Origin of the sequence: Paenarthrobacter sp. NPDC090522, assembly GCF_044769225.1 — a bacterium.
Lineage (GTDB): Bacteria > Actinomycetota > Actinomycetes > Actinomycetales > Micrococcaceae > Arthrobacter.
In genome coordinates this window covers 291,279-316,281 of record NZ_JBIVXL010000003.1, presented here as the reverse complement: position 1 = coordinate 316,281, position 25,003 = coordinate 291,279, and the positions used below count along the sequence as shown (strand labels likewise).

The window sequence follows — 25,003 nt, the reverse complement described above, 5'->3', positions numbered from 1 at the left end:
TTTTCATCGCGTCTCAGCGGCCTGGGCGATTCGGCGTGCGGGAGGATCTGAGCGGGAACGGCACACGCCGGATGCCGCGCCCGTAGACCTGCCACAGCTCGCCCGCGAACAGTTTCATGAAGGCCGCCAGACCTGCAGCCCGCGCCGGGCCCTCCGCCCGGAACGTCGTCAGCTGCTTCGCGAAATCGAGCGGCCGGATGTACAGGATGCCGGCCCCTACCACGCCATGGTCCGCTGCCGCAGAGCCCGCTGCCGCAGAGCCCGCTGCCACGGAGTCCGACGCCACGGAGTTCGCGTCCGGCAGCTTCGTGTCGGCGTCCGGTGGCACGTGCCCGCGAAGGATGGTGGCGTACAGGATGGTGGTATCCGGCCAGAGGTCGAAGCCCGCCTCGTTGTGGATCCGCTTGTACCCGGTAAACGTGAACGGCGTGCCGCCGGGATCGCGCAGCCACAAGCGGTACAGCATGCGCCGGGCGGGGCGCCCGTCCGTGGATTCGTCCTCCACGAAGAGGTTGAACCAGCCACGCTCCACGGGCATGCGGCCCCCGAAATAGTCGGCCAGGACGTAGCCCTCTGCCTTGGCGGGATGGCTCGGATCCGCGACAAACGCCTCCATGTCCTCGGCGATGATGGTGAGTTCGAACATGATCTTCCGGCTCCGGTCCCGGCCGAGCATGCGGCCTTTCTCCGGGTCGGAAAGGCCGGGACTGAACCAGCCATGCATCTGCTCGGTGAATCGAACCGAGGTGGCGGGTGGCGGACCCGCTGCGGGTGGCGTCAGCCCGCGAGCGCGCGCTTGGGGAGTATTGGTGTCGCCGGTAGCAGCGCTCGCCTGGGAAACGTCGGTGGCGCCAGAAGCCTGGCTCGCGCGGGGCGGCGTCAGCCCGCGGGGTTGCGCCTGAGGAGCGTCGGTGGTGCCAGGAGCGGTATCCTCACCACGCCGCGTCAGCCCGCGGGAGCTCGCTTGGGGAGCGTCGGTGCCGCCAGGGACCGCGCCAGCGGGCTGTTCCTTACGCGCCCCTTTGCCTTTGGTAGCGTCAGGCGCCAGTGCCCGCGGTGCGCTCGCTCCGACGTCGACGACGGCGCCCGCCGCCTCCGGCTGCGAGGTAACCGCTCCGCTGTGGCCCGGTCCGGTGTCCTCCGACTCCGCGTCCTTCGCAGCCGCGTCAGAGGGCGCGATGCCGCGATGTCCGGCAGCCCGGCGTCGTTCCCTTGCTGCGCCCTCATCGAGGATCCGGGCACACGCCCGCTCGGCGAACGCCGCGATGGTCAGGGACGGGTTGGCGCCCACAGGGCCGGGCATCGCCGCCCCGTCCACCACGAACAACCCCGGATACCCGAACACTTCGCCATAGGAATCGCACACGGCCTCGCCGGGATGCCGCCCGGACGGTGCCCCGCCGATCGGGTGCACGGTGATGACGCGCTTGGCCCACCACAGCGGGTTGTCCACGAAATTCCCGTCCAGGTCCTTCGCGATGGACTCCATGGTTGCCCGAACGCGACCGAAGTACTCCTTGGACGTTGCCATGGTCCACGCAATGGCGAGCCGCCCATCGTTCAGGGTCATGACGCCGTCGGGGATGTCCCTGCCCATGCCCAGCAGCGGCACCGAACTGGCTGACAACCTGCCATCGCCCAGCGCCGCGGCAAGGTCTGCGGAGACGTTGGAGCGGCCGGCCTCGAAAAGCCTGTCCTTCAGCAGTTGCCCGGCAACCCGGGCGGTGCGCATGGCCGCAGTGCGTAGTTGGGCCGTTTCCATGAGCCAGTTGATGAAGGCCGGGTACCCGGCGTCCTCCACGTAGTAGCCGCGACCGTCGCCGTCGTCGTCATTCGCATCCGGAACCCTGATCGCCGTGGTGATCACCGGTCCACGGCTGCCGGTGAGGGTCCGCACGCCGGGGCGGGATCCGTTGGTGGCCGGTGTCTTGGCGTCCATGATGAAGGTCAGCAGGTCTCCGTTGCCGCTGAAGCGGGTGCCCAGGGTTTCGCTCAGGGCGGGGAGCGAGCCACGGTTGCGCAGGAGCAGGAAATTGGTGCCGAACGTGCCCGCCCCGAGGATCAATCGGGTGCAACGGATGATCTGTTCGGTGAGGAGTTCGCCTTGGTTCTCCGGATGATGGACGACGTAACGGACTTCGTAACCGCCGCCGGGCAGGGGCCTGATGCCGCGGACATCATGGAACGTCCGGACATCTGCACCTTTGGCGGCCGCCGCCGAGATGTAGTTGTGGTCCAGCGTGTTCTTGGCGCCCGCATTGCAGCCGATATCGCATTCGCCGCTGAGCGTGCAGGTGGTGCGGACGGTGTTGGGGCCGTGGACGCTCCCGTACTCCGGCAAGGGCAGGGGATGGTTGGTCCGCGGGTCTCCGCCCGGGGTGGGCGCGAACGTCACGGCGATCGGTGGGCGGCTGATGGACAAGCCCAACGTCGCAGCAGTGCTTTCCATCGCCAGGGTCTTGGCCGTGTCCTTCCACGGATAGGGGACCGGCTGGAGCATGGCCTCGGCGGCATCGTAGTAGGGGTCCAGGTCTTCGCGGGTGAAGGGCCAGTTTTCGTAGCCGCCGCCCGGGATGGGGGACTCGTTCACGAACCACTTTTCATCCTTGCGCAGCAGCACGTTCGCGTAGATGAGCGAGCCGCCGCCCAAACCACTGGACACCAAGCCTTCAGTGCCGCGGAAGGTCCAGGCGTCGAACAGCCCGTAGAGGCCGCGGTCCGGGTCCCAGAAGTTCCGGCCCATTTCCGACGGCGACCGGGCGAAACTCCCCGGCGGATACGGCTTGCCGCGTTCCATGAGCACCACGGACTGCCCGGCTTCGGCCAGGCGCAGGGCAGCCACCGAGCCGCCGAAGCCCGAGCCCACCACCACAGCGTCCACTGTCTCAAGGCTGCCGCCGTGGCGTGACCGATCGATGCCGGGTTCCGGACCCGTACTCCCAGTGTTCGCGTACCCCAGACGAACCATGGCCGTTCCCCTCAAGCGAGAGCTGACCTGGAGTTACCCGAACGTGGCCGGGCGATGCCTCCGCGGATTATGGCCCTTATGTTCCCACCGGTCCGGGAATCTGTCCATGAGGTGGAGTAATCCGGGTGTAGACCATGTCGAAGTCGTGCTCCAGCGGTCCGCCGGGATACGTGCCGCGCTCCAAGCGTGCGGTGATGGTCTTCCCATCGTCGCTGATGCGGCCCACGAAGCGTTGCGGCCAGTCCGGACCGTCCCGGAACAGCGTCCACACGTTGTCTTTGAGCGTCATGTCGTAGATGCGCGCTACCCCTCGCGAATCGAAGTAATGCTGCTGGAACGCCCCGTCTGAACCGGTTGCCCCGATCACGCTCACAGCGTTGGGGTACTCGGGGCGTTCCACCGTTGAACGCTGGATCAGGAAGCCGCCGCCTTCCAGCCACTCGAACGTGGTCCGGCCCTGGGTCTCCGCGCTGGGAATGGTGGTCTCCCATGTGCCAAGCAAGATGGTCAGTTGCTCCAACGTGGGTTCCGGTTCGCGTGCCATGGCGTCCCTCTTTTCGTGGGTATGGACAGGTTCAGCGTAGGACGCGGGACCGGCACGGAATAGGGTCGAGGCATGAATCATCCTTCTCAGGTAGCTGTGGTCACGGGAGCAGGGAGGCGTCGTTCCATCGGCGCCGCGCTGGCCACGGGCCTTGCCCGCGATGGCTGGAACCTCGTCCTCAACCACTGGAAGCCCTACGACGACCGGCTCGGCCTCGAGGCGTCACCCGACGATGCCGCCGCCATTGCCGCCGAATGCCGCGAACTGGGTGCCGCCGTCGAACTCGTCCCGGGCGACCTCAGCGATCCCGCTGTTCCCGCGGCCCTGGTTGCCGCAGGGCAGGAATTGGGTCCGGTGACCGGCCTGGTGATGTCCCACTGCGAGTCGGTGGACAGCAGTATCCTCAGCACGTCCGTGGACAGCTGGGACCGCCACTTTGCCGTGAACGCCCGCGCGACGTGGCTGCTCATCAAGGCGCTCGCCGAGCAGCTGCCCACGGTGTCCGACGGTGTTGCGGGTGCGCGGATTGTGGCGTTGACCAGCGACCACACCGTCAACAACCTGCCCTACGGCGCCAGCAAAGGCGCCCTGGACCGGATCGTGACGGCGGCCGCCGTGGAACTGGCGGACAGGGGAGTGCGCGCCAACGTGATCAACCCGGGACCGATCGATACCGGCTGGATGGACGACGCCGTTCGCGGCTGGGCGGTCGGGGCGACTCCTGCCGGACGCCTGGGCACACCCGCCGACACGGCCAACCTGGTGCGGTTCCTGTTCTCCGACGCCGGCTCATGGGTCAACGGCCAGATCCTGCACAGCAACGGTGGCTTCAACGTGGCCTGAATCCGTGACCATTCCGTTGATCCGGTGGCAGGATGGGCGCATGAGCCAAGTTACCTGTGACCTCACCGTGTCCCTTGACGGCTTTGTAGCCGGTCCCGACCAGTCCATGGAGCAACCCTTGGGTGCCGGTGGCGAGACGTTGCACTGCTGGCAGTTCCAGGAGCGCGATACCAATGCTGCGGAAGTGGCCGGGATCCTCGAAGCCGGCGCGTACATCATGGGCAGGAACATGTTCGCCGGTCCTGACGAAGGGGTATGGCCGGCCGATTGGCGGGGCTGGTGGGGTGAGGAGCCGCCGTACCATGCTCCGGTCTTCGTGCTGACCTCCCACGCCCACGAGCCCTTGGTCATGGAGGGCGGCACGACGTTCCACTTCGTGAACGACCCCATCGAATCGGTGCTGGCCCGTGCCCGCGAGGCTGCGGGCGGGAAGAACGTGGCGATTGCCGGTGGAGCGTCGACGGCCCGGCAGTTCTTGGCGGCGGGCCTCATTGACGAGCTTCGGCTCCACGTCGCTCCGGTCATCCTTGGCGGCGGCGAGCGCCTGCTGGACGGCGTGGGCGAGCTGAAGCTTGAGCCCTTGGACGTGCGGGGGACCCGGCTGGTTTCGCACCTTCGCTACAAGGTGGGCTAGGGCCCTTCCTGGTTGGCTGTTTCCTCGATCCAGTCAACGGCCTCGTCGGGGAGGTAGGACCCCTCCATTTCCCCGGTGACCCACCAGGGATCTGCCGCGTCCGGACCACCCGCGGCAGCGATCTCGGCGACGATGTCCGGGCGAACGGCGTCACCGTTGTTGTTGATGAGCCAATCCTGTGTAGCGGCCGTTAGCTTCGGCCACCAGTGCTCAATGGCTTTCGGGGGAGTAGTCATGGTCGGGAGTCTCCCACGCCGGGGCTGCGTGGTCGATCCCTTGTACTGGGAAGGAAGTCAGCCTCGAGCCAGGCCGCTGATGATGGTGGCCACGGCAGCGAAGGCTGCCACGAAGGCCCAGTACTGCATGGGGAGGAAGAACAGGCTGTGCCGGTTGAAGTATCCCCGTCGCGCAGTCTCGGCTTCGTACTTCCACTGTTCTTCTGCTTGGGCATGCGCCTCTTCGATGGACCGCGGTGCGGCCAAGCCGGGGAATTGATACGCTCCCACCTCTACCATCCGGTTGAGCTCCTGGGCACGTAGATTGACGGCCTTCTCATAGGCCTCCTTGGGCATGGTCTGGTTGAACCATTTGCCCAGATACCAGATCCCCGCCGCTCCGGCAGCAAACCCCACCCCTACGGCAATCAAGTTGCCGTGCGAAAGGCTGCCGGCCAAACCGCCACATACTGCAAACACCAGAATCACCAGGATTCCCCAACCTCTCCAAATAATCACTTCATTAGCGTAATTTATGGGGAGGGATGCGCTGGCCAATCCCGCACGCCAACTCGCGGGAGAGCGGCGAATCCGCCGCAAGCTTCCCAGCGCCCAGGCAGCGTTGCCGCGACCCCGGCGAGCCCGCCCGAAGGCCACAATGTCTGCCACCCGATGTACACTCAGTTATCGAACATATATTCGAATAAAGGTGTGTTGTGGGCGTGATAGTCGGCCCCCGTGTGCTAGATGCGGGCTTCTCTCTTTTGTCGGTCCTGTTGGCTCCGGTCCCGGTGGCAGCTGGGTTTCCGTCGCCCGCGCAGGACTACTTCGACGGCCGGATAGACCTCAACGAGCACCTCATCAAGGACGTCACCAGCACCTTCGTGGTGCGCGTGACCGGCCAATCCATGGAGGGTGCGGGAATCAGCGATGGCGACGAGTTGATCGTCAACCGCGCGCTGGAACCCAAGGACGGCTCCATCGTCGTCGCTGTCCTTGATGGCGAGTTGACCATCAAGAGGCTGCGCGTCACGAAGTCCGGGGTGGTGCTCCAGGCTGATAACCCGAAGTTTCCGGACATCCGGGTGGGGGCGTTGTCGGAATTGACCATTTGGGGCGTGGCCACCACGTGCCTGCATCACATTTGAGCAGGCCGGGCTGTTGAGCGCCGGAGCACCAGTTGCGGCATGAACTTCCGGTCCGCGGGAGGTCCGTCCGGGTTGGCGAGGCGCTCCAGGGCAACCTCCCCGGCTGCCTCCCCGAGCTGTACCGCGTGCAGGTCCACTGAGGTGAGGTCGATTCCGTGCAGCCGCGCGGTGCGGGAGTTGTCGTAGCCGATCAGCGAGAGGTCCCCGGGAATGGAGATACCCCTGGCGTAGGCGGCTTCCCGTGCGCCGAGGGCCAGTTGGTCGTTATGGCAAAAAAGGGCCGTCGGCCGGTCTGCTTGGTCCAGGATCCGGGCCGCGGCGCGTTCTCCGGAGTCCTGGGTGAAGTCGTCCGCGCATACCGTCTGAGGGACCAGGCCGGCGTCCCGCATGGTTTGCTCATAAGCGCGTCGGCGCACCAGATGGCCGTCGTAGGCAGGTCCTGCCAGGTGGGTGATCCGCGTGTGCCCAAGTCCCAGGAGGTGCTCGGTGGCCACGCGGGCGCCGTACGCATCGTCCGAATAAACGCTGTCCACGCCCTCCACCGGTCGCGTCACACTCACCAGCGATACGCTTCGCGCCATCTCGTGGACGTCATGGTCCGGGTCCAGGAGGGTCGCGGCGATGATGATTCCCACCCGGGCCTCGATCAGCGACTCCAGCGCCCCGCGGTCCTCGCCGTCGGCAGATCGCGAAACGCTCAGGATCAACCTGTTGCGTTGCTGCGCCAAGGCTGTCCGGACTCCGCTGAGGATATCGGCGTAGATCTCGTTGCGGATGTCCATGAGGTAAAGCCCGACGGCGGAACGGTGCTTGCGTGCCAGGTCGGCGGCTACGGCATTGGGCCGGTAACCAAGACGCCTCGCGGCTTCGAAGATCGCTTCCTTGGTTTCGCCGCTGACCCCGGGCGCTCCGCGGAAGGCGAAGGAGACGAGGGTGCGGGACACGCCGACTTCACGTGCAACGTCACTCTGCGTCGCAGCCCGGCGCTGCTGGTTCTCGGATGCCATAGGGATCATCCTGCCATGAAGACAAAACCGAACAATTAAGGTCATTTGTTAGTTTGACCTTACATTTAAGTCTTTCGCGCGTTAGTCTTGTGTCAGAGCGGGAGAGTATGACCCGCAACACACTGACAAAGGAGTCCTGATGTCTGCTACGCAAACTCAACGGGAGAGTGCCCATAACGCGGCCCTGCCCCCGTTGACCAACGGCCCGCACCGCAAGCGGTTGGGCCTGGTAGCTCTGGTCGCCACGTTCGGCGGCCTCCTCTTTGGTTACGACACGGGTGTGATCAACGGGGCACTCCGGCCAATGACGGTCGATCTCGCCCTGACGCCCCTGACGGAAGGAATCGTCACCAGTTCCCTGCTGTTCGGCGCCGCAGCCGGCGCTGTGGCCGGAGGAAGGCTCTCCGACGGCTGGGGGCGCCGCAAGACCATCATCCTCCTGGCAACGCTGTTCTTCGTCGGAACCATTGCCTGCGTCTTCGCGCCAAGTTTCGAAGTCATGGTGCTGGGCCGGATCATCCTGGGCCTGGCTGTGGGTGGCGCGTCAACCGTTGTGCCGGTCTTCCTGGCGGAGCTTGCGCCCTACGAAATCCGTGGATCCCTGGCCGGGCGCAACGAACTCATGATCGTCATCGGCCAGCTCGCCGCGTTCGTGGTCAACGCCATCATCGGCAACATCTGGGGTGAATTCGGCGGAGTGTGGCGCATCATGCTCGCCGTGGCAGCCCTGCCAGCCATCGCCTTGTTCTTCGGCATGCTCAGGATGCCCGAATCGCCGCGTTGGCTCATCTCCAAGGGCCGCACCCGCGAGGCTTTGGCTGTCCTGAAGACCATCCGCTCCGAGGAACGCGCCGAAGCCGAGATGGCCGACGTCAAGCACCTCGCGGACGAAGAGAAAGCCTCCAAGGCAACGTCCTGGGCGGCCCTCAAGGACAAGTGGATCCTCCGCATTATCCTGGTGGGCATCGGGCTGGGCGTTGCCCAGCAGCTGACCGGCATCAACTCGATCATGTACTACGGCCAGTCCGTCCTGGTGGAAGCCGGTTTCGATTCCAGCGCCGCCCTGATCGCAAACATCGCGCCCGGTGTGATCGCCGTCGTGGGTGGTGTGATCGCCCTGACGTTGATGCAGCGCGTCAACCGCCGCACCACGCTGCTCCTCGGCTTCACCCTGACCACCATCTGCCACTTCCTCATTGGCATCGCGTCGATCGTCCTGCCGGTTGGCAATGCTGCCCGTCCGTTCGTGATCCTGTTCCTGGTGGTGGCGTTCGTGGGCTCCATGCAGACCTTCCTCAACATCGCCGTTTGGGTGATGCTGTCCGAGATCTTCCCGCTCCATGTCCGCGGCTTCGCCATTGGCCTCTCGGTGTTCTGCCTCTGGATCGCCAACGCCCTCCTTGGCCTGTTCTTCCCCACGCTCGTGGCCGGCGTCGGCATCACCGGAACGTTCTTCCTGTTCGGCGTGGTGGGAATCCTGGCGTTGATCTTCATCTACACGCAGGTCCCGGAAACCCGCGGCCGCACCCTCGAAGCCCTCGAAGAAGACGTCACTACCGGCGCCATCTACCTGGTGCACAAGAAGTAGCCACCCCACCCAACTGGGTCGCAGTTAAGCGCGTTTTGAACCGTCAGAACGCGCTTAACTGCGACCCAGTTGGGTGCTGGGCGTTAAGAACGCGTCAAGATCTGCGCCTGCCGCGTTAAGGAACCGTTAGGAACGGCAATTGGCCGGTTTTTGAGGAGTTGACTTTCATCTGTCCCGCAAACGGGACTTGATGAAAGGACGTTCCAGTGGCCGACCTGGCTGTTGTGGGGATTCTCGTGGTGTCCATGGGAACCGTGATGTGGGTTGCCCATCTATTGGGCCGGATGATCGACAAGGACGGGCCGGTGAGTGGCCGGTGACCATCGACGCTGTGATCTGGATCGGCCTGCTCGTGGCCGGACTGTTGCTCCTGGGGTACCTGGTAGCTGTCTTGGTCAATCCGGAAAAGTGGTGATCCGGGTTGGTCTTCAATACCCTCTCCTTCCTGACCCAGGTTGCCGTGCTGTTGGTGGTCCTGGTCCTGCTGCATAAGCCCCTTGGCATCTACATCGAACGGGTGCTCGCCGGGACCACGTCCTCGCGCGCAGAGAACATCTTCTATCGCCTGGCCGGAGTGGACCGCACCGCCGAACAAGGATGGTCTGTGTACCTGCGCAGCGTCCTGGTGTTCTCCGCGGTGTCCATCCTGGCGGTCTTCCTGTTGCAGCGGCTCCAAGGCATCATCCCGGGAACGGGGCCCGCAACTCCCGTGGATCCGTGGGTGGCCATGGACACCGCGATTTCCTTCGTGACGAACACCAACTGGCAAACCTACGTCCCCGAGTCCACAGTGGGGATCTTCGTCCAGATGTGCCTCCTGGCGGTACAAAACTTCCTGTCCGCGGCCGTGGGCATCGTTGTGGTTGCCGCCCTCATCAGGGGCATCACCCGAACCCGCACGGACAAACTCGGCAACTTCTGGGTAGACCTGGCCCGGACCACCTTCCGGCTCCTCCTGCCTTTGGCCACCATCGGTGCGGTGGTGCTGGTGCTTGGCGGCGTGGTGCAGAACTTCTGGTCCACTGATGTCACCAACGCGGCCATGGGTGTCAGCCAAACCATCCCCGGTGGTCCCATAGCCTCACAAGAGGCCATCAAGGTCCTGGGGACCAACGGTGGCGGCTATTTCAATGCCAACTCAGCCCACCCCTTCGAAAACCCGAACGCCTTCACCAGCCTGTTCCAGGTGTTCCTGATCCTGCTCATTCCGTCTGCCCTGCCGTACACCTATGGACGGATGGTGGGTGACCAGCGCCAGGGATTCACCGTTGCGGGCGTCATGGGCACCCTGTGGCTGGGTTCCACGCTGCTCATGGGCGCTGCGGTTGCTGCAGGGCAGGGGACCGCGACGGCGGCTGCCGGCGGCCTGGGCGAGGGTTTCGAACAGCGTCTTGGACCGGCGTCGAGCGCTTTGTTCGCCGCCTCCACCACCCTGACCTCCACGGGTGCAGTCAACGCCGCACACGACTCGCTGCCACCCTTGGCCGGAGGTGTGGCCATGGTCAACATGATGCTCGGCGAGGTGGCTCCCGGCGGCACCGGCTCAGGACTCTACGGCATGCTCATGCTGGCCATCATCGCCGTGTTCATCGCCGGACTGATGGTGGGCCGGACACCAGAGTTCCTGGGCAAGAAGATCGGCCCACGCGAAATGAAGCTGGCGGCCCTCTATATTTTGGTCACGCCCACGCTGGTCCTGGTCTTCGCAGCCATCACCGTCCTCCTGCCCGGAATCACGGCCAACGCCCCGGCCTCCGGCCCGCACCAGTTCAGCGAAGTCCTGTACGCCTTCACCTCTGGTGCCAATAACAACGGCTCCGCGTTCGGCGGCATCACGAGTTCCGGACCCTACCTGTCCACCATGCTGGGCCTGGCCATGCTGTTCGGACGCTTCCTGCCCATCGCCCTGGTCCTGGCGCTCGCCGGTTCCTTGGCAAGGCAACACCACGTGCCCGCGTCGTCGGGAACCGTACCAACGCACGGTCTGCTGTTCGGGTCCCTCCTGATGGCAGTCACCGTCATCCTCACCGCGCTCAGCTACTTCCCGGCCCTGGCCCTGGGCCCCCTCGCAGAAGGACTCGTCGCATGACCAAGTCATTGACGGAAGCCGCCACGGCTACACTTGCCGACGGCAACCCGCTGGGAACTCCCGGCGAACACAAACACCACACCAAAGCGCCCGCCAGGCTCACGCTCACGGCAGTACGCGAGGCCCTGCCCGTAGCCTTCCGGAAACTGGCCCCGCGCCGGATGCTGCATTCACCGGTCATGTTTACCGTGTGGGTGGGCGCGGCACTCTGCACACTGATCTGCGTGGCGCAGCCCGCGGTCTTCAGCATCGCCATCACGCTGTGGTTGTGGCTGACCGTGCTGTTCGGCACGTTGTCCGAGGCCATCGCCGAAGGACGCGGAAAGGCCCAGGCGGACAGCCTGCGCGCCAGCCGGGAGGGCGTCATGGCCAAGGTCCGTTCAGCGGACGGCACCATCAGGGAAGTTCCAGGAACCGAACTCCGGCTCAACGACACGGTGGTGTGCGAGGCCGGCGATGTCATCCCTTCGGACGGAGAGATCATCGAAGGCCTGGCGAGCGTGGACGAATCCACCATTACAGGTGAGTCCGCTCCGGTGATCCGGGAGTCCGGCGGCGACCGGTCCTCGGTGACCGGCGGAACGCGGGTCCTTTCCGACCGGATCGTGGTCCGCATCTCCGCCGACCCCGGCGAAACCTTCATTGACCGCATGATCAAACTCGTGGAGGGTGCCGTGCGGCAGAAGACGCCCAACGAGGTGGCCCTCCACGTTCTCCTGGTCTCCCTGACCGTGGTTTTCCTCATCGTGACCATGAGCCTTGCCCCGTTCGCCTCGCTCGCCGGTTCCACGCCGTCGCCCATTGTGCTCACAGCGTTGCTGGTGTGCCTCATCCCCACCACGATTGGTGCGTTGGTGCCGGCCATCGGGATTGCCGGCATGGACCGGCTCGTCCAGCACAACGTGCTGGCAACCTCGGGACGCGCGGTCGAGACGGCTGGTGACATCACCGCCCTGCTGCTCGATAAGACGGGGACCATCACGTTCGGCAACCGTCGCGCCGTGGAGTTCCACCCGGCGTCGAACGTTGGCCGGCAGGACCTGGTCGAAGCCGCCCGGCTGTCCAGCCTCGCGGATGAAACGCCTGAGGGCCGGTCGATTGTGGAACTGGCTGATGGGCGCGGAAGCAACGGCCCGGGGCTGGAAGAACTCCAGGCTGCGGACAGCGCGCTCGAGGTGGTGCAGTTCAGCGCCAGCACCCGCATGAGCGGCCTGGATACAGGCGGACGGATGCTCCGGAAAGGCGCTTCCGCCGCAGTTGCTGCCTTTGTGACTGAGGCTGGCGGCGCCGTTCCCGCTGACGTTGATGAGGCGGTGCGCCGGATCTCTGCCAGCGGCGGGACCCCGTTGCTGGTCGCCGAGAAGAACCACGACGGCGGAGCCCGGGTCCTGGGAACCATCCACCTTGCGGATGTGGTCAAGCCGGGCATGACGGCCCGCTTCGCGGAACTGCGGAAGATGGGCATCCGCACGGTCATGATCACCGGCGACAACCCCGTGACCGCAGCAGCCATTGCCGCCGAAGCAGGCGTGGACGATTTCGTGGCCGAAGCCACCCCCGAGGACAAACTCGAGGTCATCCGCCGCGAACAGGAACAGGGCCGGCTTGTGGCCATGACCGGCGACGGAACCAACGATGCCCCGGCGCTCGCCGCGGCCGACGTAGGGGTTGCCATGAACTCCGGCACACCTGCCGCCAAGGAAGCGGCGAACATGGTGGACCTGGATTCGGATCCCACCAAGCTCATCAACATCGTGGGCATCGGCAAACAATTGCTGATCACCCGCGGAGCCCTCACTACCTTCTCCGTGGCCAACGATGTTGCCAAGTACTTCGCGATTGTCCCGGCCCTCTTCACGGCAGCGTTCCCGGGACTGGGCCTGCTCAACATCATGGGACTGGCCACGCCTGCCTCGGCCATTCTTTCCGCGGTCATCTTCAACGCGCTGATCATCGTGGCCCTCGTGCCGTTGGCGCTGCGTGGCGTGAAGTACCGCGCGGTTTCGGCGAGCCAGGCACTGGGCAGGAACCTCTTGGTCTATGGACTGGGAGGCCTGGTGGCGCCGTTCATCGGCATCAAACTCACTGACATGCTCATCGCCCTCATCCCCGGCATGGCTTAGGAGGCCCCCCATGAATACGCTCACTGGTTATGTCCGGCAAGCAGCAACAGCCCTGCGGTTCCTGGTGCTGGCCACCGTTGTGCTCGGTGTCGCCTACCCGCTCGCCGTGTTCGGCGCGGGCCAACTGACGGCACCGTTCCAAGCAAATGGTTCGGTTATTCACGACGTCGAAGGGCGGCCGGCTGCCTCGGCGCTGCTGGCGCAGGTGGCCGCCACCGCGGACGGCGTGCAGGACCCTGGGTGGTTCCATGCACGGCCGTCGGCGGTCGGCTGGGATCCGGCGTCATCGTCCGCGAGCAACCTGGGTCCCAACGAGCAAAAGCTGCAGGACGCGGTGACTGCCAACCGGAACGCCGTGGCTGCGGGCGAGGACGTGGCACCCTCCCAGGTCCCGGCCGATGCCGTGACGGCGTCGGGGTCGGGCCTTGATCCGGAGATCTCCGTGGACTATGCCATGCTGCAGGTCCCGCGGGTGGCCCGGGCCCAAGGGCTGCCCGAGGACGCCGTACGGTCCATGGTTGAGGCGCGCACGAGTTCCGGCGTGGTGGCCTTCCTGGGCCAGCCAAGCGTCAACGTCACCACGTTGAACCTCGACGTGGCCGCGGCTGGAAGCAAGTAACCGATGGTTCACCGAGTGAAAGAATGACGTCATGGCAAGGGGTACGCTGCGCATTTTCCTGGGGGCCGCCCCGGGCGTCGGGAAGACCTACGCCATGCTCGAGGAAGCCCACCGCCTGAAAGGCCGGGGCGAGGACGTGGCCGTGGCTTTCGCCATGGACCACGGTCGGATGGAGACACGCGCCCTGCTGGATGGGCTGGAGGTCCTTCCGTCGAAGGCCATGGATTACCGGGGAACCTCCTTCGAGGAGCTCGACGTCGACGCCGTCCTGGCACGCAGGCCGCACACCGCCGTCGTGGATGAATATGCCCATTCGAACGTGCCCGGCAGCCGGAACCCGAAGCGCTGGCAGGACGTCGAGCAACTGCTCGACGCAGGCATCGATGTCCTGTCCACCGTCAATGTCCAGCACCTGGCATCCCTGGGCGACGTGGTCACTGCCATCACCGAGGTGAAGCAGGCCGAAACCGTGCCTGATGACGTGGTCCGGAAGGCCTCCCAGATCCATCTGGTGGACATTTCGCCGGAGCTTCTCCGCCAGCGGCTCGGCGACGGACGGATCTATGCGGCGGACAAGATCGATGCCGCCCTGTCCAACTACTTCCGCCTGGGCAACCTCACGGCATTGCGCGAGTTGGCACTGTTGTGGCTGGCGGACAGGGTGGACGAAGGCCTGGCACGCTACCGGGCCGAGAACCGCATTGAGGCAAGCTGGCCGGCCAGGGAACGGATCGTGGTGGGGCTCACGGGGGGACCCGAGGGTGAGGTCTTGATCCGGCGGGCAGCCCGCATCCTCAAGCGGGTCAATGGCGGGGACCTCCTGGCCGTCCACGTCCGGGCCTCGGACGGCTTGGCCACGGAGTCGCCCAAGGACCTGCGGACACAACGCACCCTGGTCAAGGACCTGGGCGGCAGCTATCACACTGTGACGGGGGAGGACCCGGCCACGGCCTTGCTGGACTTTGCCCGCAGCGTCAATGCCACGCAGATCGTGGTGGGGGTTTCGCGACGGAAGTCGTTGCCGGGGCGCTTGTTTGGCGGAGTAGGCAACAAAGTGGTCCGTGAGTCGGGCGATATCGATGTCCACATGGTTTCGCATCCCCTCGGGGGCCGCGGCCGGGAACGCCCTCGCCAAGGTGATCTGGGCCGGATGCGGGTTGGCATCGGATTTGTGCTGGCCGTGGTGCTGCCCGTGCTGGTGCAGGTGCTGTTGGCGGCCAGCCCCACCCACAACATCGCCACCGCCGCACTGATCCAGCTCACCGGTTCCGTAGTGGTGGCGTTGGTTGGCGGGCTCTGGCCAGCCCTGCTCGGTGCGCTGTGGAGCAGCCTGCTGCTGAACTACTTCTCCGTCCCTCCCTTGGGAACCCTGACCATCAGCGATCCCCAAAACCTGCTGGCCCTGCTGGTCTTTGCCGGTGTTTCCACGGCCGTGGCCGTAGTGGTGGACCGCTCGGCGCGTCGGTCCAAGGAAGCCTCGCGCGCCCGCGCGGAGGCCGAGACGTTGGGCGACCTGACCCGCGGGGCCTCCGTTGCGGAGGACCCCGTGCAAGGCCTGTTGGAGCAAGCGACGGCGGTGTTCCAGGTTCGGCGGGCGGCGCTGTATGTCTCCTCCGGCGATCCGGACTCCGACGTCCCAGGGCAGCCGCGCTGGCACCTCATCGCGGGAGCGGACGGCGCCGTGCCTACGTCGCCTCCCGCGGATCTGGTGGAGACCGTGGAACAGATCGACGCCGGCACGCGCCTGGTCCTCACCGGAAGGGCCCTGCCTGCCAGCGACAGGCGCCTCCTGGGGGCCTTCGGGGCACATCTTGCGGCCTTGCTGGAACGTCGCCAACTGGCAGCAAGCCGACGGGAAGTGGTGCGCCTGGCCGAGAGCAACAGCATGCGCACGTCCATCCTTCGGGCGGTTTCCCACGACCTCCGCACTCCCTTGGCCGGGATCAAGCTGGCCGTTGGTGGATTGCGCCAACCTGGCGTCACGTACACCAAGGATGAAGAACAGGACCTGCTGGCCACCATCGATGAATGCTCGGACCGCCTGGACGTCCTGGTGGGAAACCTGCTGGACATGTCCCGGATAACCTCCGACTCCGTGACCCCGCTGCTGAAGCCGGTGCGCTGGTCCGAGGTAATACCCGCATCCCTCCATGGAGTTCCCGCGGGTACAGTGCGGGTGGACCTTCCTGCCAACATGCCGGAGGTGGAAGCCGACGCCGGCATGCTGGAACGGGTGATCGCCAACATCGTGGAAAACGCCGTCAAGTACGCGCCCAACACAGACATCGTGGTGGTGGGCGCGGCCGGCGGACTGAGCACCGTGGCACTGAACGGGCGACCTGCCGGTGAGCTGCGCGTCATCGACCACGGGCAGGGTGTTCCAGCGGCCAACGTCCTGCAGATGTTCCAGCCCTTCCAGCGCCTGGATGATGTACCCGCGGCCACCGGCGTTGGCCTGGGCCTGGCCGTAGCCAAGGGGTTTATCGAAGCCATGGCTGGAACACTCACTGCTGAGGAAACCCCGGGCGGTGGCTTGACCATGGTGCTCCGGCTGCCACTCTCCACCGGCTCGTTGTTTGTCCATCCCACCGGCCAGGCTCCCATGGAGGCACGATCAGTGCTGCTCCACCGCCATCACACTCCGCCGTTGCCAGCCAAGGAAGGGCTGCAGTGAACAACATCCTGGTGGTGGATGACGATCCCCATTTGCTGCGGGCCCTCGGCATCACGCTCAAAGCCCACGGCTATGCCGTGGCCACAGCTGCCGACGGCGAAGCGGCCCTGCACGTTGCCGCCCAACGGCCTGTCGCCGTCGTGATCCTCGACCTTGGCTTGCCGGACATGGACGGCACCGCCGTCATCGAACGGCTGCGGCAGTGGAGCAGCGTCCCTATCCTGGTGCTGTCCGCGCGGCACGGCTCCAACGATAAGGTGGAGGCCCTCGATGCCGGAGCGGACGACTACATCACCAAGCCGTTTGGCCTCGATGAGCTGCTGGCCCGGTTACGGGCGATCCTTCGGCGCAGCAACGAAGCCGGTCCGGAGTTTCCGGTGGTCGAAACGGGATCGTTCACCGTGGACCTCGCCAAGAAGCGGGTCAGCAGGGAAGGCCAAGACATCAGGATGACTCCTACGGAGTGGAACATCCTGGACATCCTGGTCCGCAACCCGGACAAGCTGATCACGCAGCAGCAACTCCTCAACGAGGTGTGGGGGCCGTCCTATGCCAAGGAAGGGAACTACCTCCGCGTGTACATGGCCCAGCTCCGTCGCAAGCTTGAAGCTGAGCCCGGCAATCCCCGCCACCTGATCACGGAGCCGGGGATGGGGTACCGGTTCGTTCCGTGAGTGGGGGACTACACTGAACACTCCGGACGAACTCACGCCGCGGACAACCTAGGAGGACTCCCATGAAAATCAGCGCCCGCAACCGCCTCAAGGGCACCATCACGGAGATCACCAAGGGAGCCACCACGGCCCACGTTCGCATCCAGATTGAAGGCTCGGTGATCACCGCATCGATCACCAACGAGGCAGTGGACGAGCTTGGCTTGGCGGTGGGCGGCGAAGCCTACGCCGTGGTTAAGGCATCCGATGTGATGATCGCCGTGGACGAATAGGTGTCCGTCAGGCCGCGTAGACCGTGATCGCCGTGGCCTTGATGACAAAATAGGCCTCTGATCCAGGTGCCAGGCCGAGTTCCGCGGACGCTGCCGGTGTGACATCTGCGGCGAGGTGTCCTGCCCGGACACGGATCAGGTCTCCGTGGGGTTCGAGGTCCGTGATGGTGACCTTGAACGAGTTCCGGGGGCTGCCGTGCCCGGCCGTTGCGTAGATCGAGACAGCCGACGGCGGAAAGGCTGCGGCTCCGGGGTTGCCGGGGAAGGCCGCGTCTTCGCGTTGTCCGGCGATCTCCAGGCCGTCATCCGTAGCCAGGCCGGATTCGGTGATGGTGCCGGTGAGCAAGTTCAGGCCGGACAGTCCCGCGGCAAACCGGCTGCGCGGACGCTCGAGGATTTCGCGGGTAGGGCCCTGTTCGATGATATGGCCGTCCTCGAGTACCACCACCCGGTCGGCGAGCATGAGGGCGTCAAGGATGTCGTGGGTGATGATGATGGCCTTGCGGTCTGCGAGCACCCGCTTGAGCAGGCGCCGCAGCAGGGGAGCGGCGTGTATGTCCAACGCGGCCATGGGTTCGTCGAGGAGGAGCAGCTCCGGATTGGTGGCCAATGCCCGGGCAACGGCGACACGCTGGGCCTGGCCGCCGGAGAGTTGGCCGGGACGCCTGGCGGCGAATTCGACGGCGTCAACCTCGCCCAGCCAATGCTGCGCAATCTGGTGGGCTTCCTTGCGGGACGCCCCGGCTGCGCGGGGTCCGAAGGCAACATTGTCCACGACGGTCAGGTGCGGAAAGAGCAGCGACTCCTGGGCGAGCAAGGCGGTGCCGCGGGCGTGCGGCGGCGTGAAGGTGCCGCCGTCGATGTCGAACAGGGTCCTTGCACCGATCTCCGCGTAGCCGGTATCCGGCCGGAGCAAGCCGGCCGTGATCCCCAGGAGCGTGGATTTGCCCGCCCCGTTGGGACCCAGGACGGCGACCGTTTCGGCCGGACCGATGTTCAGCGAAACGTCGAAGTTGCGGGCCTTCAAGGCCACGTTCAGGGTGAAGGTCATGCCGTAGCTGCCTCGGTGACGGGTTGGGTGCGGTAGCGCCGGTAGGAAAGCCCGACGACGGCGACGGCCACCGCTACCAGTACGAGGGAGAGTGCGACCGCGGCATCGGCGTCCGTTTCGCGTTGCAAGTAGATCTCCAGGGGGAGAGTGCGCGTGACTCCCTGCAGGCTGCCGGCGAATGTCAGGGTGGCGCCGAATTCGCCGAGACAGCGGGCGAAGGACAGCACGGCGCCCGAGGCCAGTCCTGGCAGGACGAGCGGAATGCTCACCCGCCGCAGCACCGTGGTGGGACGGGCACCGAGAGTGGCGGCGACGGCCTCGTATTTGGTTCCCGCCGTGCGCAGGGCGCCTTCGAGGCTGACCACCAGGAACGGCAGCGCCACGAACGTCTGGGCGAGGACCACCGCGGTGGTGGAGAACGCTATCTGGATTCCCGCTACTTCCAGGGTCCTTCCGAGGAGTCCTTGGCGGCCGAAGGTGTAGAGCAGGGCGATGCCTCCCACCACGGGCGGCAGGACGAGCGGCAGCAAGACAAAAGCCCGCAGCAGGCGTTGCCCGGGAAAGCTTCCCCGGGCGAGTACCAGCGCCAGCGGAACGCCGAGAACGATGCACAGGAGCGTGCTGGCAGCGGACGTACGCAGGCTCAGGCCCAAGGCGGTCAGCGACGACTCCGAGGTGATGAGGGGAACGAACTGGGTCCAATTGACCTTGGCCACCATGGCCACCAGCGGCAGCAGAACGAAGAGTCCGCCTGCTGCCGCGATGGCGTAGATCCATGGTGGGATGCCGGTGTACCCGGTCCTGCGGCGTGATGGCATCCGTGCAGTCTACGGGGTGCCGAAGCCTGCGTCGGTGAGGACCTTCTTGCCTTCTGCGCTGGTTACGGCCGCGATGAAGGCCTTGGCCAGGTCCTTGTTCTTGCTGGCCCCGACCGTTGCGATCGGGTAGGTGTTCACGGCCTTGTCCGATTCGGGGAAGGGGATGCCCTTGACCTTGTCGCCAGCGGTCTTGACGTCCGTGACGTAGACCAGTCCGGCGTCGGCCTCCTGCGAGGTGACCTTGCCCAGGACATCGGTGACGGAGGACTCTTCACTGACCGGGGTCAGCGTGGTGCCCGTGGCCTTTTCGATGGTCTCAGTCGCTGAGCCACAGGGGACCTGCGGGGCACAGACGACTACCTTGACGCCGGACTTGGCGAGGTCGGCGAACCCTGCGATGTTGGCCGGGTTCGACGGCGGAACGGCGATCTCCAGGACGTTCGTGGCGAAGTTGGTCGCAGTCCCGTCGACGAGCTTCGCATCGGTGAGCTTGGTCATGTTCTTGGTGTCGGCCGAGGCGAAGACGTCGGCCGGGGCACCCTGGGTGATCTGGGTGACCAGGTCCGAGGAACCTGCGAAGTTCAGCGTGACCTTGGTGCCCGGGTTGGCGGCCTCGAAGTCCGAAGCGATCTTGGTGAACGTGGACTTCAGCGACGCAGCGGCGAACACGGTAACGGTTCCGGAGAGCTTGGCGCTTTCGGTGGCGGTGGCCGTGCCGGATGCGGCCGGGGTGGCGTTTCCTCCGCCGCAGCCTGCAAGGCCTGCGACGAGCGCGCCTGCGGCGAACAGCGTAGTGATGGTCTTGGGGGCGATCCTCATATGATGCTCTTTCCTTGGGGTGTTTCGATGATGACTGTGGTGGCTTTGACCACGGCGGTGGCCACTGAACCAAGTTCCAGTCCGAGTTCACGGACGGCTTCGCTGCTCATGAGGGACACGACCCGAAAGGGGCCGCACTGAAGCTCTACCTGCGCCATGACCTTGTCCGCCGTGATGCCGGTAACCAGTCCGACGAACCGGTTGCGGGCAGAACTGCCGATCTTGGTGGGGTCATCAGGTAGCTGCGCCTGTTCCCGGGCCAGGGTTGCGAGCTCAAGTCCGTCCACCGCGAGGCGGCCGGACTCGTCCTTGGTTGGCGTCAGGATCCCGTTTTCGGTCCAACGCCGGACAGTGTCGTCACTGACACCGAGGAAGCGCGCTGCTTCAGCGACTCGTATTTTGGCCATAAGACCAGAATATTCCCTGATATGCGGTTCAAACCAAGCCAAGAGTCCGTAAATTCGAATGTGACTGATCTGATCAGTACACATCCCGCAGGTAGCGTTTCTGGGCTGCGAGGTTCTTGACGTAGCCCTTGGCTTCGATTTCGGAGATGCCGCCGTGCGCGGCTGCGATTTCCGTGAGGGTTTTGTCGACGTCTTTGGCCATCCGGCTGGCGTCTCCGCAGACGTAGAAGTGCGCCCCCGATTCGAGCCATTTCCAGAGTTCGGCGCCGTGTTCGCGCATGCGGTCCTGGACGTAGATTTTCTCGGCCTGGTCGCGGGAGAACGCGAGATCCAGGCGGGTGAGGAACCCGTCGGCGTGCATGGCGGAGATTTCGTCTTTGTAGTAGAAGTCGGTTTCGGCGTGTTGTTCGCCGAAGAACAGCCAGTTGGGTCCGGTGTGGCCTTGGGCGCGCCTGTCGTGGAGGAACCCGCGGAACGGTGCGATGCCGGTTCCGGGTCCAACCATGATCATCGGTGTCTCCGGGCCCGCTGGCGGACGGAAGCTTGAGGCCTTCTGGATGTAGATGGAGACGTTGTCGTCTTCAAGGTGGTCCGCCAGGAACGTCGAGCAGACCCCGTGCCGGGGCGTGCCTTCGCAGCCATACCGCACCGCGGAGACCGTGAGTTGGACCTCACGGGGGTCAGTCCTGGGGCTGGAGGAGATCGAGTACAGCCGCGGCTGCAGGGGTTTAAGCACGGTCAGCCACTCCTCTGCCGTTGCCTTGACGTCGAGGTTTTTGAGGACGTCCGCCGGTTGCCGGGCCCAGAGCCATTCGGTGAGGGCTTTCTTGTTTTCCGGGCGCAGGAGTGAGGCGAGGTCCGCGTCGTGGGTGCGGTCCAGGACAAAGCGCAGGAAGTCCGGGGTGATTTTCGTGATGTCCAGCCGTTCCCGCAGGGCGATCTCCAAGGACATGGTCCCGTGGTCGGGCAAGGTCACCGGCGTGGCTGCGTCCAGGGCCGTGAGGTTGAGCCATTCGATGACGAGGCGTGGGTTGTTCCGCGGCCAGACGCCAAGGGCATCGCCGGCTTCGTAGGTGAGAGAGCCGTCTGGGAGGTGGAAGCCGAACTGGCGCACGTCCTTGGACGCGCCGGGGCGGCTCAGCAGCTCATTGCGGACAAGCAACGTAGACAGCGGAGCCTTGCGTGTATACCCGGATGGTTCCGGAGATCCGGGTTCGACCAGGTGGGGGATGGGTTTGGGAGCTCTCACGGGCGCAACGGCAACGTTGGCGCCGGTATCGGGTGCTCCCACAGACACAGGGTGCTTCGCCTGTGCGGACTCAGGCGCCTCGGCGGTCAAAGCGGTCTGGATGGTTGCCAGCCACGCTCCGGCGGGTTCCTCGAAGTCCGGCTCGCAGTCGGTGCGGGGAGCCATTCTGGTGGCACCGAGCTCGGCCAGTCGGGTGTCGAGCTTGCGGGCGTAGCCGCAGAAATCGTCGTAGCTGGAGTCCCCGAAACCCAGGACGCTGTACCGGGTTCCGGCAAGTGTGGGGGCGGTCTCGGCGCTGATCGCGTCCCAGAACGAGGAACCGTTGTCGGGGGCTTCGCCGTCGCCCGTGGTGCTGGTAACCACCAGCAGTTCCGCAACCGAGGCCAAAGTGACCACATCGACGTCGTCCATGCAGCGCAGATCCGCTGGCCGGCCCGATGCGGTGAGTTCCGTGGCGCATTGGGCGGCGAACTCTTCGGCGTTGCCGGTCTGTGATGCCCACACCACCAGAACCGGAGGCTCGGAAGCGTCAGGGGTTCCGGCGGCTGCCGGCGGGGAGACGGTTGCTGGTGCCGCCGCAGCGGCACCGGAGGTGTTGCCAACAGCGGCGGGCGCGGCTGGGGATGAGAGTTCCAAGGTCCCGCCGGGGACGGGGGAGCGGGAGTACATGCCGGCGAGCATGCCGTCGATGAACATCCGCGTCTCCGGCGCGAACGGGGCGTTGGCTGGCAGTGCAGGTGCGCCGTGCGTGAGGTTGGCGGCGCCGGCGTTCAGCGCGGCAAGCATACCGGACAGGTAGGCCTGCTCGGTCGCGGTAAACGCGGGAGCCGGTGCGGGTTCGTGTCCCAGGATCCGTGAGAGCACTTGTCCTTGTGTCACTGCTGATACCTCCATGGCCGAGGTCTGGCCGGGTGTGTTCGGTGGCGCTGCCGGCACTCTGGCCTCTGCCGCAGCCGGCACGGACGGGGCTGCCGTGTCTGCGGGGACGGCGGGTGTGCTGGTCTTGACCTTGGTCAGGACCACGGCGCAGGCTTTGAATTCGGGTTGTTGGGAGATGGGGTCGATTGCGTCGTTGGTGACGGCGTTGATGGACAGGTATTCGCCGAAGGCATCGTTCCAGTGGAACGGTGCGAAACAGTTCCCGGGACGGACGCGGTCGGTCACGACGGCGGGAAGGACCGCCCGCCCGCGGCGGGACGCGACCTCGACGCTGTCTTTGTCGACGATGCCGAGCCGTTCGGCGTCCTCGGGGTGGATTTCGACGAACGGACCGGGGTTGAGTTTGTTGAGTTTGGCGACCTTGCCGGTTTTGGTCATGGTGTGCCATTGATGCGCGAGGCGTCCGGTGTTGAGCAGGATGGGGTAGTCGTCGTCGGGCATTTCCTTCGCGTCCATGTGCGGGCGGGCGAAGAACGAGGCCCGGCCGGTCGCCGTCGGGAACGCCAGTCGCGGAGTGCTGCCATCTTCACGGACGAGCAGTTTTTGGCTGATCCCGTCGTTGAGGTAGCGGATGGGGTTCCGGCCGCTGCCCTCGGCCGTGGCCGCCGGCCACTGCACCGGGGTTTCGCGAAGCCGGGCGTAGCTCACTCCACGAAGGTCGTACCCGGTCTTGGGGTTCCAGAATCCTTTGATCTCCTCGAAGACCTCCTCGGCGCTGGCGTAACTGAAAGCTTCAGCGAAGCCCATCTCGCAGGCGATGCGGGCAATGATCTGCCAGTCCGGCAGAGACTGTCCCGGTGCTTCAACACCTGGTTGGAACAACGTCAGGTTGCGTTCGGAGTTGATCATGACGCCCTCGGACTCGGTCCACAGCGAGGCGGGCAGCACGACGTCGGCGTAGTCGTTGGTTTCGGTTTCGCGGAACGCGTCCTGGGTGATCACCAGCTCCGCGGCTTCGAGCCCGGCAAGAACCGTCTTCCGGTTCGCGACCGTTGCAACCGGGTTGGTGCAGATAATCCAGCACGCCTTGATCTGGCCCTCGGCCATACGCTGGAACATGTCGATGGTTCCGCCACCGGTCTCGGTGCGGATGGTGCCGGCAGGGACGCCCCAGGCCTTTTCGACGAACTCTCGGTCAGCGTCAACAATGGCTGAGCGCTGCCCAGGGAGTCCAGGGCCCATGTAGCCCATCTCGCGGCCGCCCATCGCGTTGGGCTGCCCGGTGAGGGAGAACGGCCCGCTCCCGGGCCGGCAGATCGCTCCGGTGGCCAGGTGGAGGTTGACGATCGCGTTGGTGTTCCACGTCCCGTGGGTGCTCTGGTTCAGGCCCATGGTCCAGCAGCTCATCCACTCACCGGCCTCACCGATCCACTGGGCGGCCTGCCGGATATCGGTTTCGGGAATGCCGGTGGTTTCGGCGACCTTCGCCGGGGTGTAGTCGGCCAGGAACTCCGGCATGGCCTCCCACCCCTCAGTGAATTCAGAGATGAACTCGGGATCGGTGTGGCCATTCTCCACCAGCAGGTGCATCAGCCCATTAAGCAGGGACAAGTCCGTGCCGGGTTTGATCTGCAGGAACAGATCGGCCTTGTCGGCGGTGGCATTGCGGCGCGGGTCCACGACGATCAGCTTGGCCCCCGCCTTGACCCGGTCCATCAGGCGAAGGAACAGGATCGGGTGGCAATCCGCCATGTTCGCCCCGGCCACGAAGAACACGTTGGCCTGGTCGAAATCCTGGTACGAACCCGGAGGGCCGTCAGCGCCCAACGAGAGCTTGTAGCCCGAGCCCGCACTGGCCATGCACAGCCGGGAGTTCGATTCGATCTGGTTGGTGCCGATGAAACCCTTTGCCAGCTTGTTCGCCAAGTACTGCGCCTCGAGGGACATCTGCCCGGAGACGTACAGGGAGATCGCATCCGGGCCATGCGCGTCCAGGATCGTGCGGAGCTTTGCCGCGGTTTCGGTGATGGTTTGGTCCACGGCCATCGCCTGTGGTTCCTCGCCGCGGGAAGCCCGGACGAACGCGCTCTCCATCCTTCCAGGGGCGGCGAGCATGTCCGCCGTCGTGGCGCCCTTCGTGCACAACCGACCGAAGTTGGTGGGATGCTCCTTGTTGCCGGTGGACTTCAGCGCCCGGATTGCGCCCGTCTTTGGATCCTTGCCGATCTCCAGAACCAGGCCGCAGCCGACACCGCAGTATCCGCAGAGCGTCTTCACGGTACTTCCATGACCAGCAGCCAACGATTTACTTCCTCACCTGAGTCCCGATCCCACCAACAATTGCCGTGGTATCAATACTCAGATTCGGATAATTCGTATCCT

At 65.4% G+C, this 25,003-nt stretch carries 21 protein-coding genes; 11 read left to right on the top strand and 10 right to left on the bottom strand.

Annotated elements, in window-relative coordinates:
- Positions 1 to 13: 13 nt before the first annotated feature.
- Both ACIQT2_RS05280 and ACIQT2_RS05275 read right to left on the bottom strand, forming a co-directional pair.
- The gene (locus ACIQT2_RS05280) at positions 14 to 2,968 is read right to left on the bottom strand and encodes a GMC oxidoreductase (RefSeq protein ID WP_402944241.1); all 2,955 of its coding nucleotides are present in this window, start codon (positions 2,966 to 2,968) and stop codon (positions 14 to 16) included.
- Positions 2,969 to 3,044: 76 nt separating this feature from the next.
- Entirely contained in the window at positions 3,045 to 3,512 is a 468-nt protein-coding gene (locus ACIQT2_RS05275) for a hypothetical protein (protein WP_400330983.1), read from the bottom strand.
- A 72-nt stretch (positions 3,513 to 3,584) separates the two neighbouring features.
- Between ACIQT2_RS05275 and ACIQT2_RS05270 the strand changes: the two genes are divergently transcribed.
- Together ACIQT2_RS05270 and ACIQT2_RS05265 are read left to right on the top strand one after the other, a co-directional pair.
- Positions 3,585 to 4,355, top strand: a complete 771-nt coding sequence (locus ACIQT2_RS05270) for an SDR family oxidoreductase (RefSeq protein ID WP_400330985.1) — start codon at positions 3,585 to 3,587, stop codon at positions 4,353 to 4,355.
- Positions 4,356 to 4,395: 40 nt separating this feature from the next.
- On the top strand, positions 4,396 to 4,989 hold the full coding sequence (locus ACIQT2_RS05265; protein WP_402944237.1) for a dihydrofolate reductase family protein: 594 nt from the start codon (positions 4,396 to 4,398) through the stop codon (positions 4,987 to 4,989).
- Here ACIQT2_RS05265 and ACIQT2_RS05260 read toward each other — a convergent pair.
- Positions 4,986 to 5,225: a hypothetical protein gene (locus ACIQT2_RS05260; protein WP_402944234.1), complete on the bottom strand. Its 240-nt coding sequence runs from the start codon at positions 5,223 to 5,225 to the stop codon at positions 4,986 to 4,988. The genes ACIQT2_RS05265 and ACIQT2_RS05260 overlap by 4 nt on opposite strands.
- 57 nt (positions 5,226 to 5,282) lie before the next feature.
- Entirely contained in the window at positions 5,283 to 5,723 is a 441-nt protein-coding gene (locus ACIQT2_RS05255) for a hypothetical protein (RefSeq protein ID WP_402944232.1), read from the bottom strand.
- Positions 5,724 to 5,920: 197 nt separating this feature from the next.
- On the opposite strand from ACIQT2_RS05255, the gene ACIQT2_RS05250 reads away from it, so the two are divergent.
- A complete protein-coding gene (locus tag ACIQT2_RS05250; RefSeq protein ID WP_402944229.1) occupies positions 5,921 to 6,352 on the top strand; it encodes a LexA family protein in 432 nt (143 codons plus the stop codon).
- On the opposite strand, the gene ACIQT2_RS05245 is transcribed toward ACIQT2_RS05250, so the two are convergent.
- The gene (locus tag ACIQT2_RS05245) at positions 6,343 to 7,359 is read right to left on the bottom strand and encodes a LacI family DNA-binding transcriptional regulator (RefSeq protein ID WP_402944227.1); all 1,017 of its coding nucleotides are present in this window, start codon (positions 7,357 to 7,359) and stop codon (positions 6,343 to 6,345) included. The genes ACIQT2_RS05250 and ACIQT2_RS05245 overlap by 10 nt on opposite strands.
- Before the next feature lie 139 nt (positions 7,360 to 7,498).
- On the opposite strand from ACIQT2_RS05245, the gene ACIQT2_RS05240 reads away from it, so the two are divergent.
- The 8 genes from ACIQT2_RS05240 (at position 7,499) to ACIQT2_RS05205 (ending at position 17,398) form a co-directional block, all read left to right on the top strand.
- On the top strand, positions 7,499 to 8,947 hold the full coding sequence (locus ACIQT2_RS05240; RefSeq protein WP_402944225.1) for a sugar porter family MFS transporter: 1,449 nt from the start codon (positions 7,499 to 7,501) through the stop codon (positions 8,945 to 8,947).
- A 316-nt stretch (positions 8,948 to 9,263) separates the two neighbouring features.
- Positions 9,264 to 9,362 carry a potassium-transporting ATPase subunit F gene (locus ACIQT2_RS05235; protein WP_402944222.1) on the top strand — a complete coding sequence of 33 codons (99 nt, stop codon included), beginning with the start codon at positions 9,264 to 9,266 and terminating at the stop codon, positions 9,360 to 9,362.
- Positions 9,363 to 9,368: 6 nt separating this feature from the next.
- Positions 9,369 to 11,036 carry a potassium-transporting ATPase subunit KdpA gene (gene kdpA / locus ACIQT2_RS05230; RefSeq protein ID WP_402944219.1) on the top strand — a complete coding sequence of 556 codons (1,668 nt, stop codon included), beginning with the start codon at positions 9,369 to 9,371 and terminating at the stop codon, positions 11,034 to 11,036.
- Complete coding sequence (gene kdpB, locus ACIQT2_RS05225) at positions 11,033 to 13,159, top strand: potassium-transporting ATPase subunit KdpB (RefSeq protein WP_402944216.1); 2,127 nt, start codon at positions 11,033 to 11,035, stop codon at positions 13,157 to 13,159. Before kdpA ends, kdpB begins: the two co-directional genes overlap by 4 nt.
- Positions 13,160 to 13,169: 10 nt before the next feature.
- Positions 13,170 to 13,778, top strand: a complete 609-nt coding sequence (locus ACIQT2_RS05220) for a potassium-transporting ATPase subunit C (RefSeq protein ID WP_402944213.1) — start codon at positions 13,170 to 13,172, stop codon at positions 13,776 to 13,778.
- A gap of 31 nt (positions 13,779 to 13,809) precedes the next feature.
- Positions 13,810 to 16,452 carry a DUF4118 domain-containing protein gene (locus ACIQT2_RS05215; protein WP_402944210.1) on the top strand — a complete coding sequence of 881 codons (2,643 nt, stop codon included), beginning with the start codon at positions 13,810 to 13,812 and terminating at the stop codon, positions 16,450 to 16,452.
- Positions 16,449 to 17,126 (top strand): response regulator, encoded by a 678-nt coding sequence (locus tag ACIQT2_RS05210; protein ID WP_400331019.1) that lies wholly within the window; start codon positions 16,449 to 16,451, stop codon positions 17,124 to 17,126. Before ACIQT2_RS05215 ends, ACIQT2_RS05210 begins: the two co-directional genes overlap by 4 nt.
- A gap of 62 nt (positions 17,127 to 17,188) precedes the next feature.
- Positions 17,189 to 17,398, top strand: a complete 210-nt coding sequence (locus tag ACIQT2_RS05205) for a molybdopterin-binding protein (RefSeq protein WP_400331022.1) — start codon at positions 17,189 to 17,191, stop codon at positions 17,396 to 17,398.
- A gap of 7 nt (positions 17,399 to 17,405) precedes the next feature.
- Here the strand turns inward: ACIQT2_RS05205 and ACIQT2_RS05200 are convergent, their stop codons facing one another.
- The 5 genes from ACIQT2_RS05200 to ACIQT2_RS05180 form a co-directional block, all read right to left on the bottom strand.
- Positions 17,406 to 18,449: a sulfate/molybdate ABC transporter ATP-binding protein gene (locus ACIQT2_RS05200; protein ID WP_400331026.1), complete on the bottom strand. Its 1,044-nt coding sequence runs from the start codon at positions 18,447 to 18,449 to the stop codon at positions 17,406 to 17,408.
- Positions 18,446 to 19,267, bottom strand: a complete 822-nt coding sequence (locus tag ACIQT2_RS05195) for an ABC transporter permease (protein ID WP_400331029.1) — start codon at positions 19,265 to 19,267, stop codon at positions 18,446 to 18,448. Before ACIQT2_RS05195 ends, ACIQT2_RS05200 begins: the two co-directional genes overlap by 4 nt.
- Positions 19,268 to 19,276: 9 nt before the next feature.
- Complete coding sequence (gene modA / locus ACIQT2_RS05190; RefSeq protein WP_400331032.1) at positions 19,277 to 20,086, bottom strand: molybdate ABC transporter substrate-binding protein; 810 nt, start codon at positions 20,084 to 20,086, stop codon at positions 19,277 to 19,279.
- On the bottom strand, positions 20,083 to 20,493 hold the full coding sequence (locus tag ACIQT2_RS05185; protein ID WP_400331035.1) for a molybdopterin-binding protein: 411 nt from the start codon (positions 20,491 to 20,493) through the stop codon (positions 20,083 to 20,085). The genes modA and ACIQT2_RS05185 overlap by 4 nt, the downstream gene beginning before the upstream one ends.
- A gap of 73 nt (positions 20,494 to 20,566) precedes the next feature.
- The gene (locus ACIQT2_RS05180; RefSeq protein ID WP_402944204.1) at positions 20,567 to 24,898 is read right to left on the bottom strand and encodes a molybdopterin-dependent oxidoreductase; all 4,332 of its coding nucleotides are present in this window, start codon (positions 24,896 to 24,898) and stop codon (positions 20,567 to 20,569) included.
- Positions 24,899 to 25,003 lie beyond the last annotated feature (105 nt).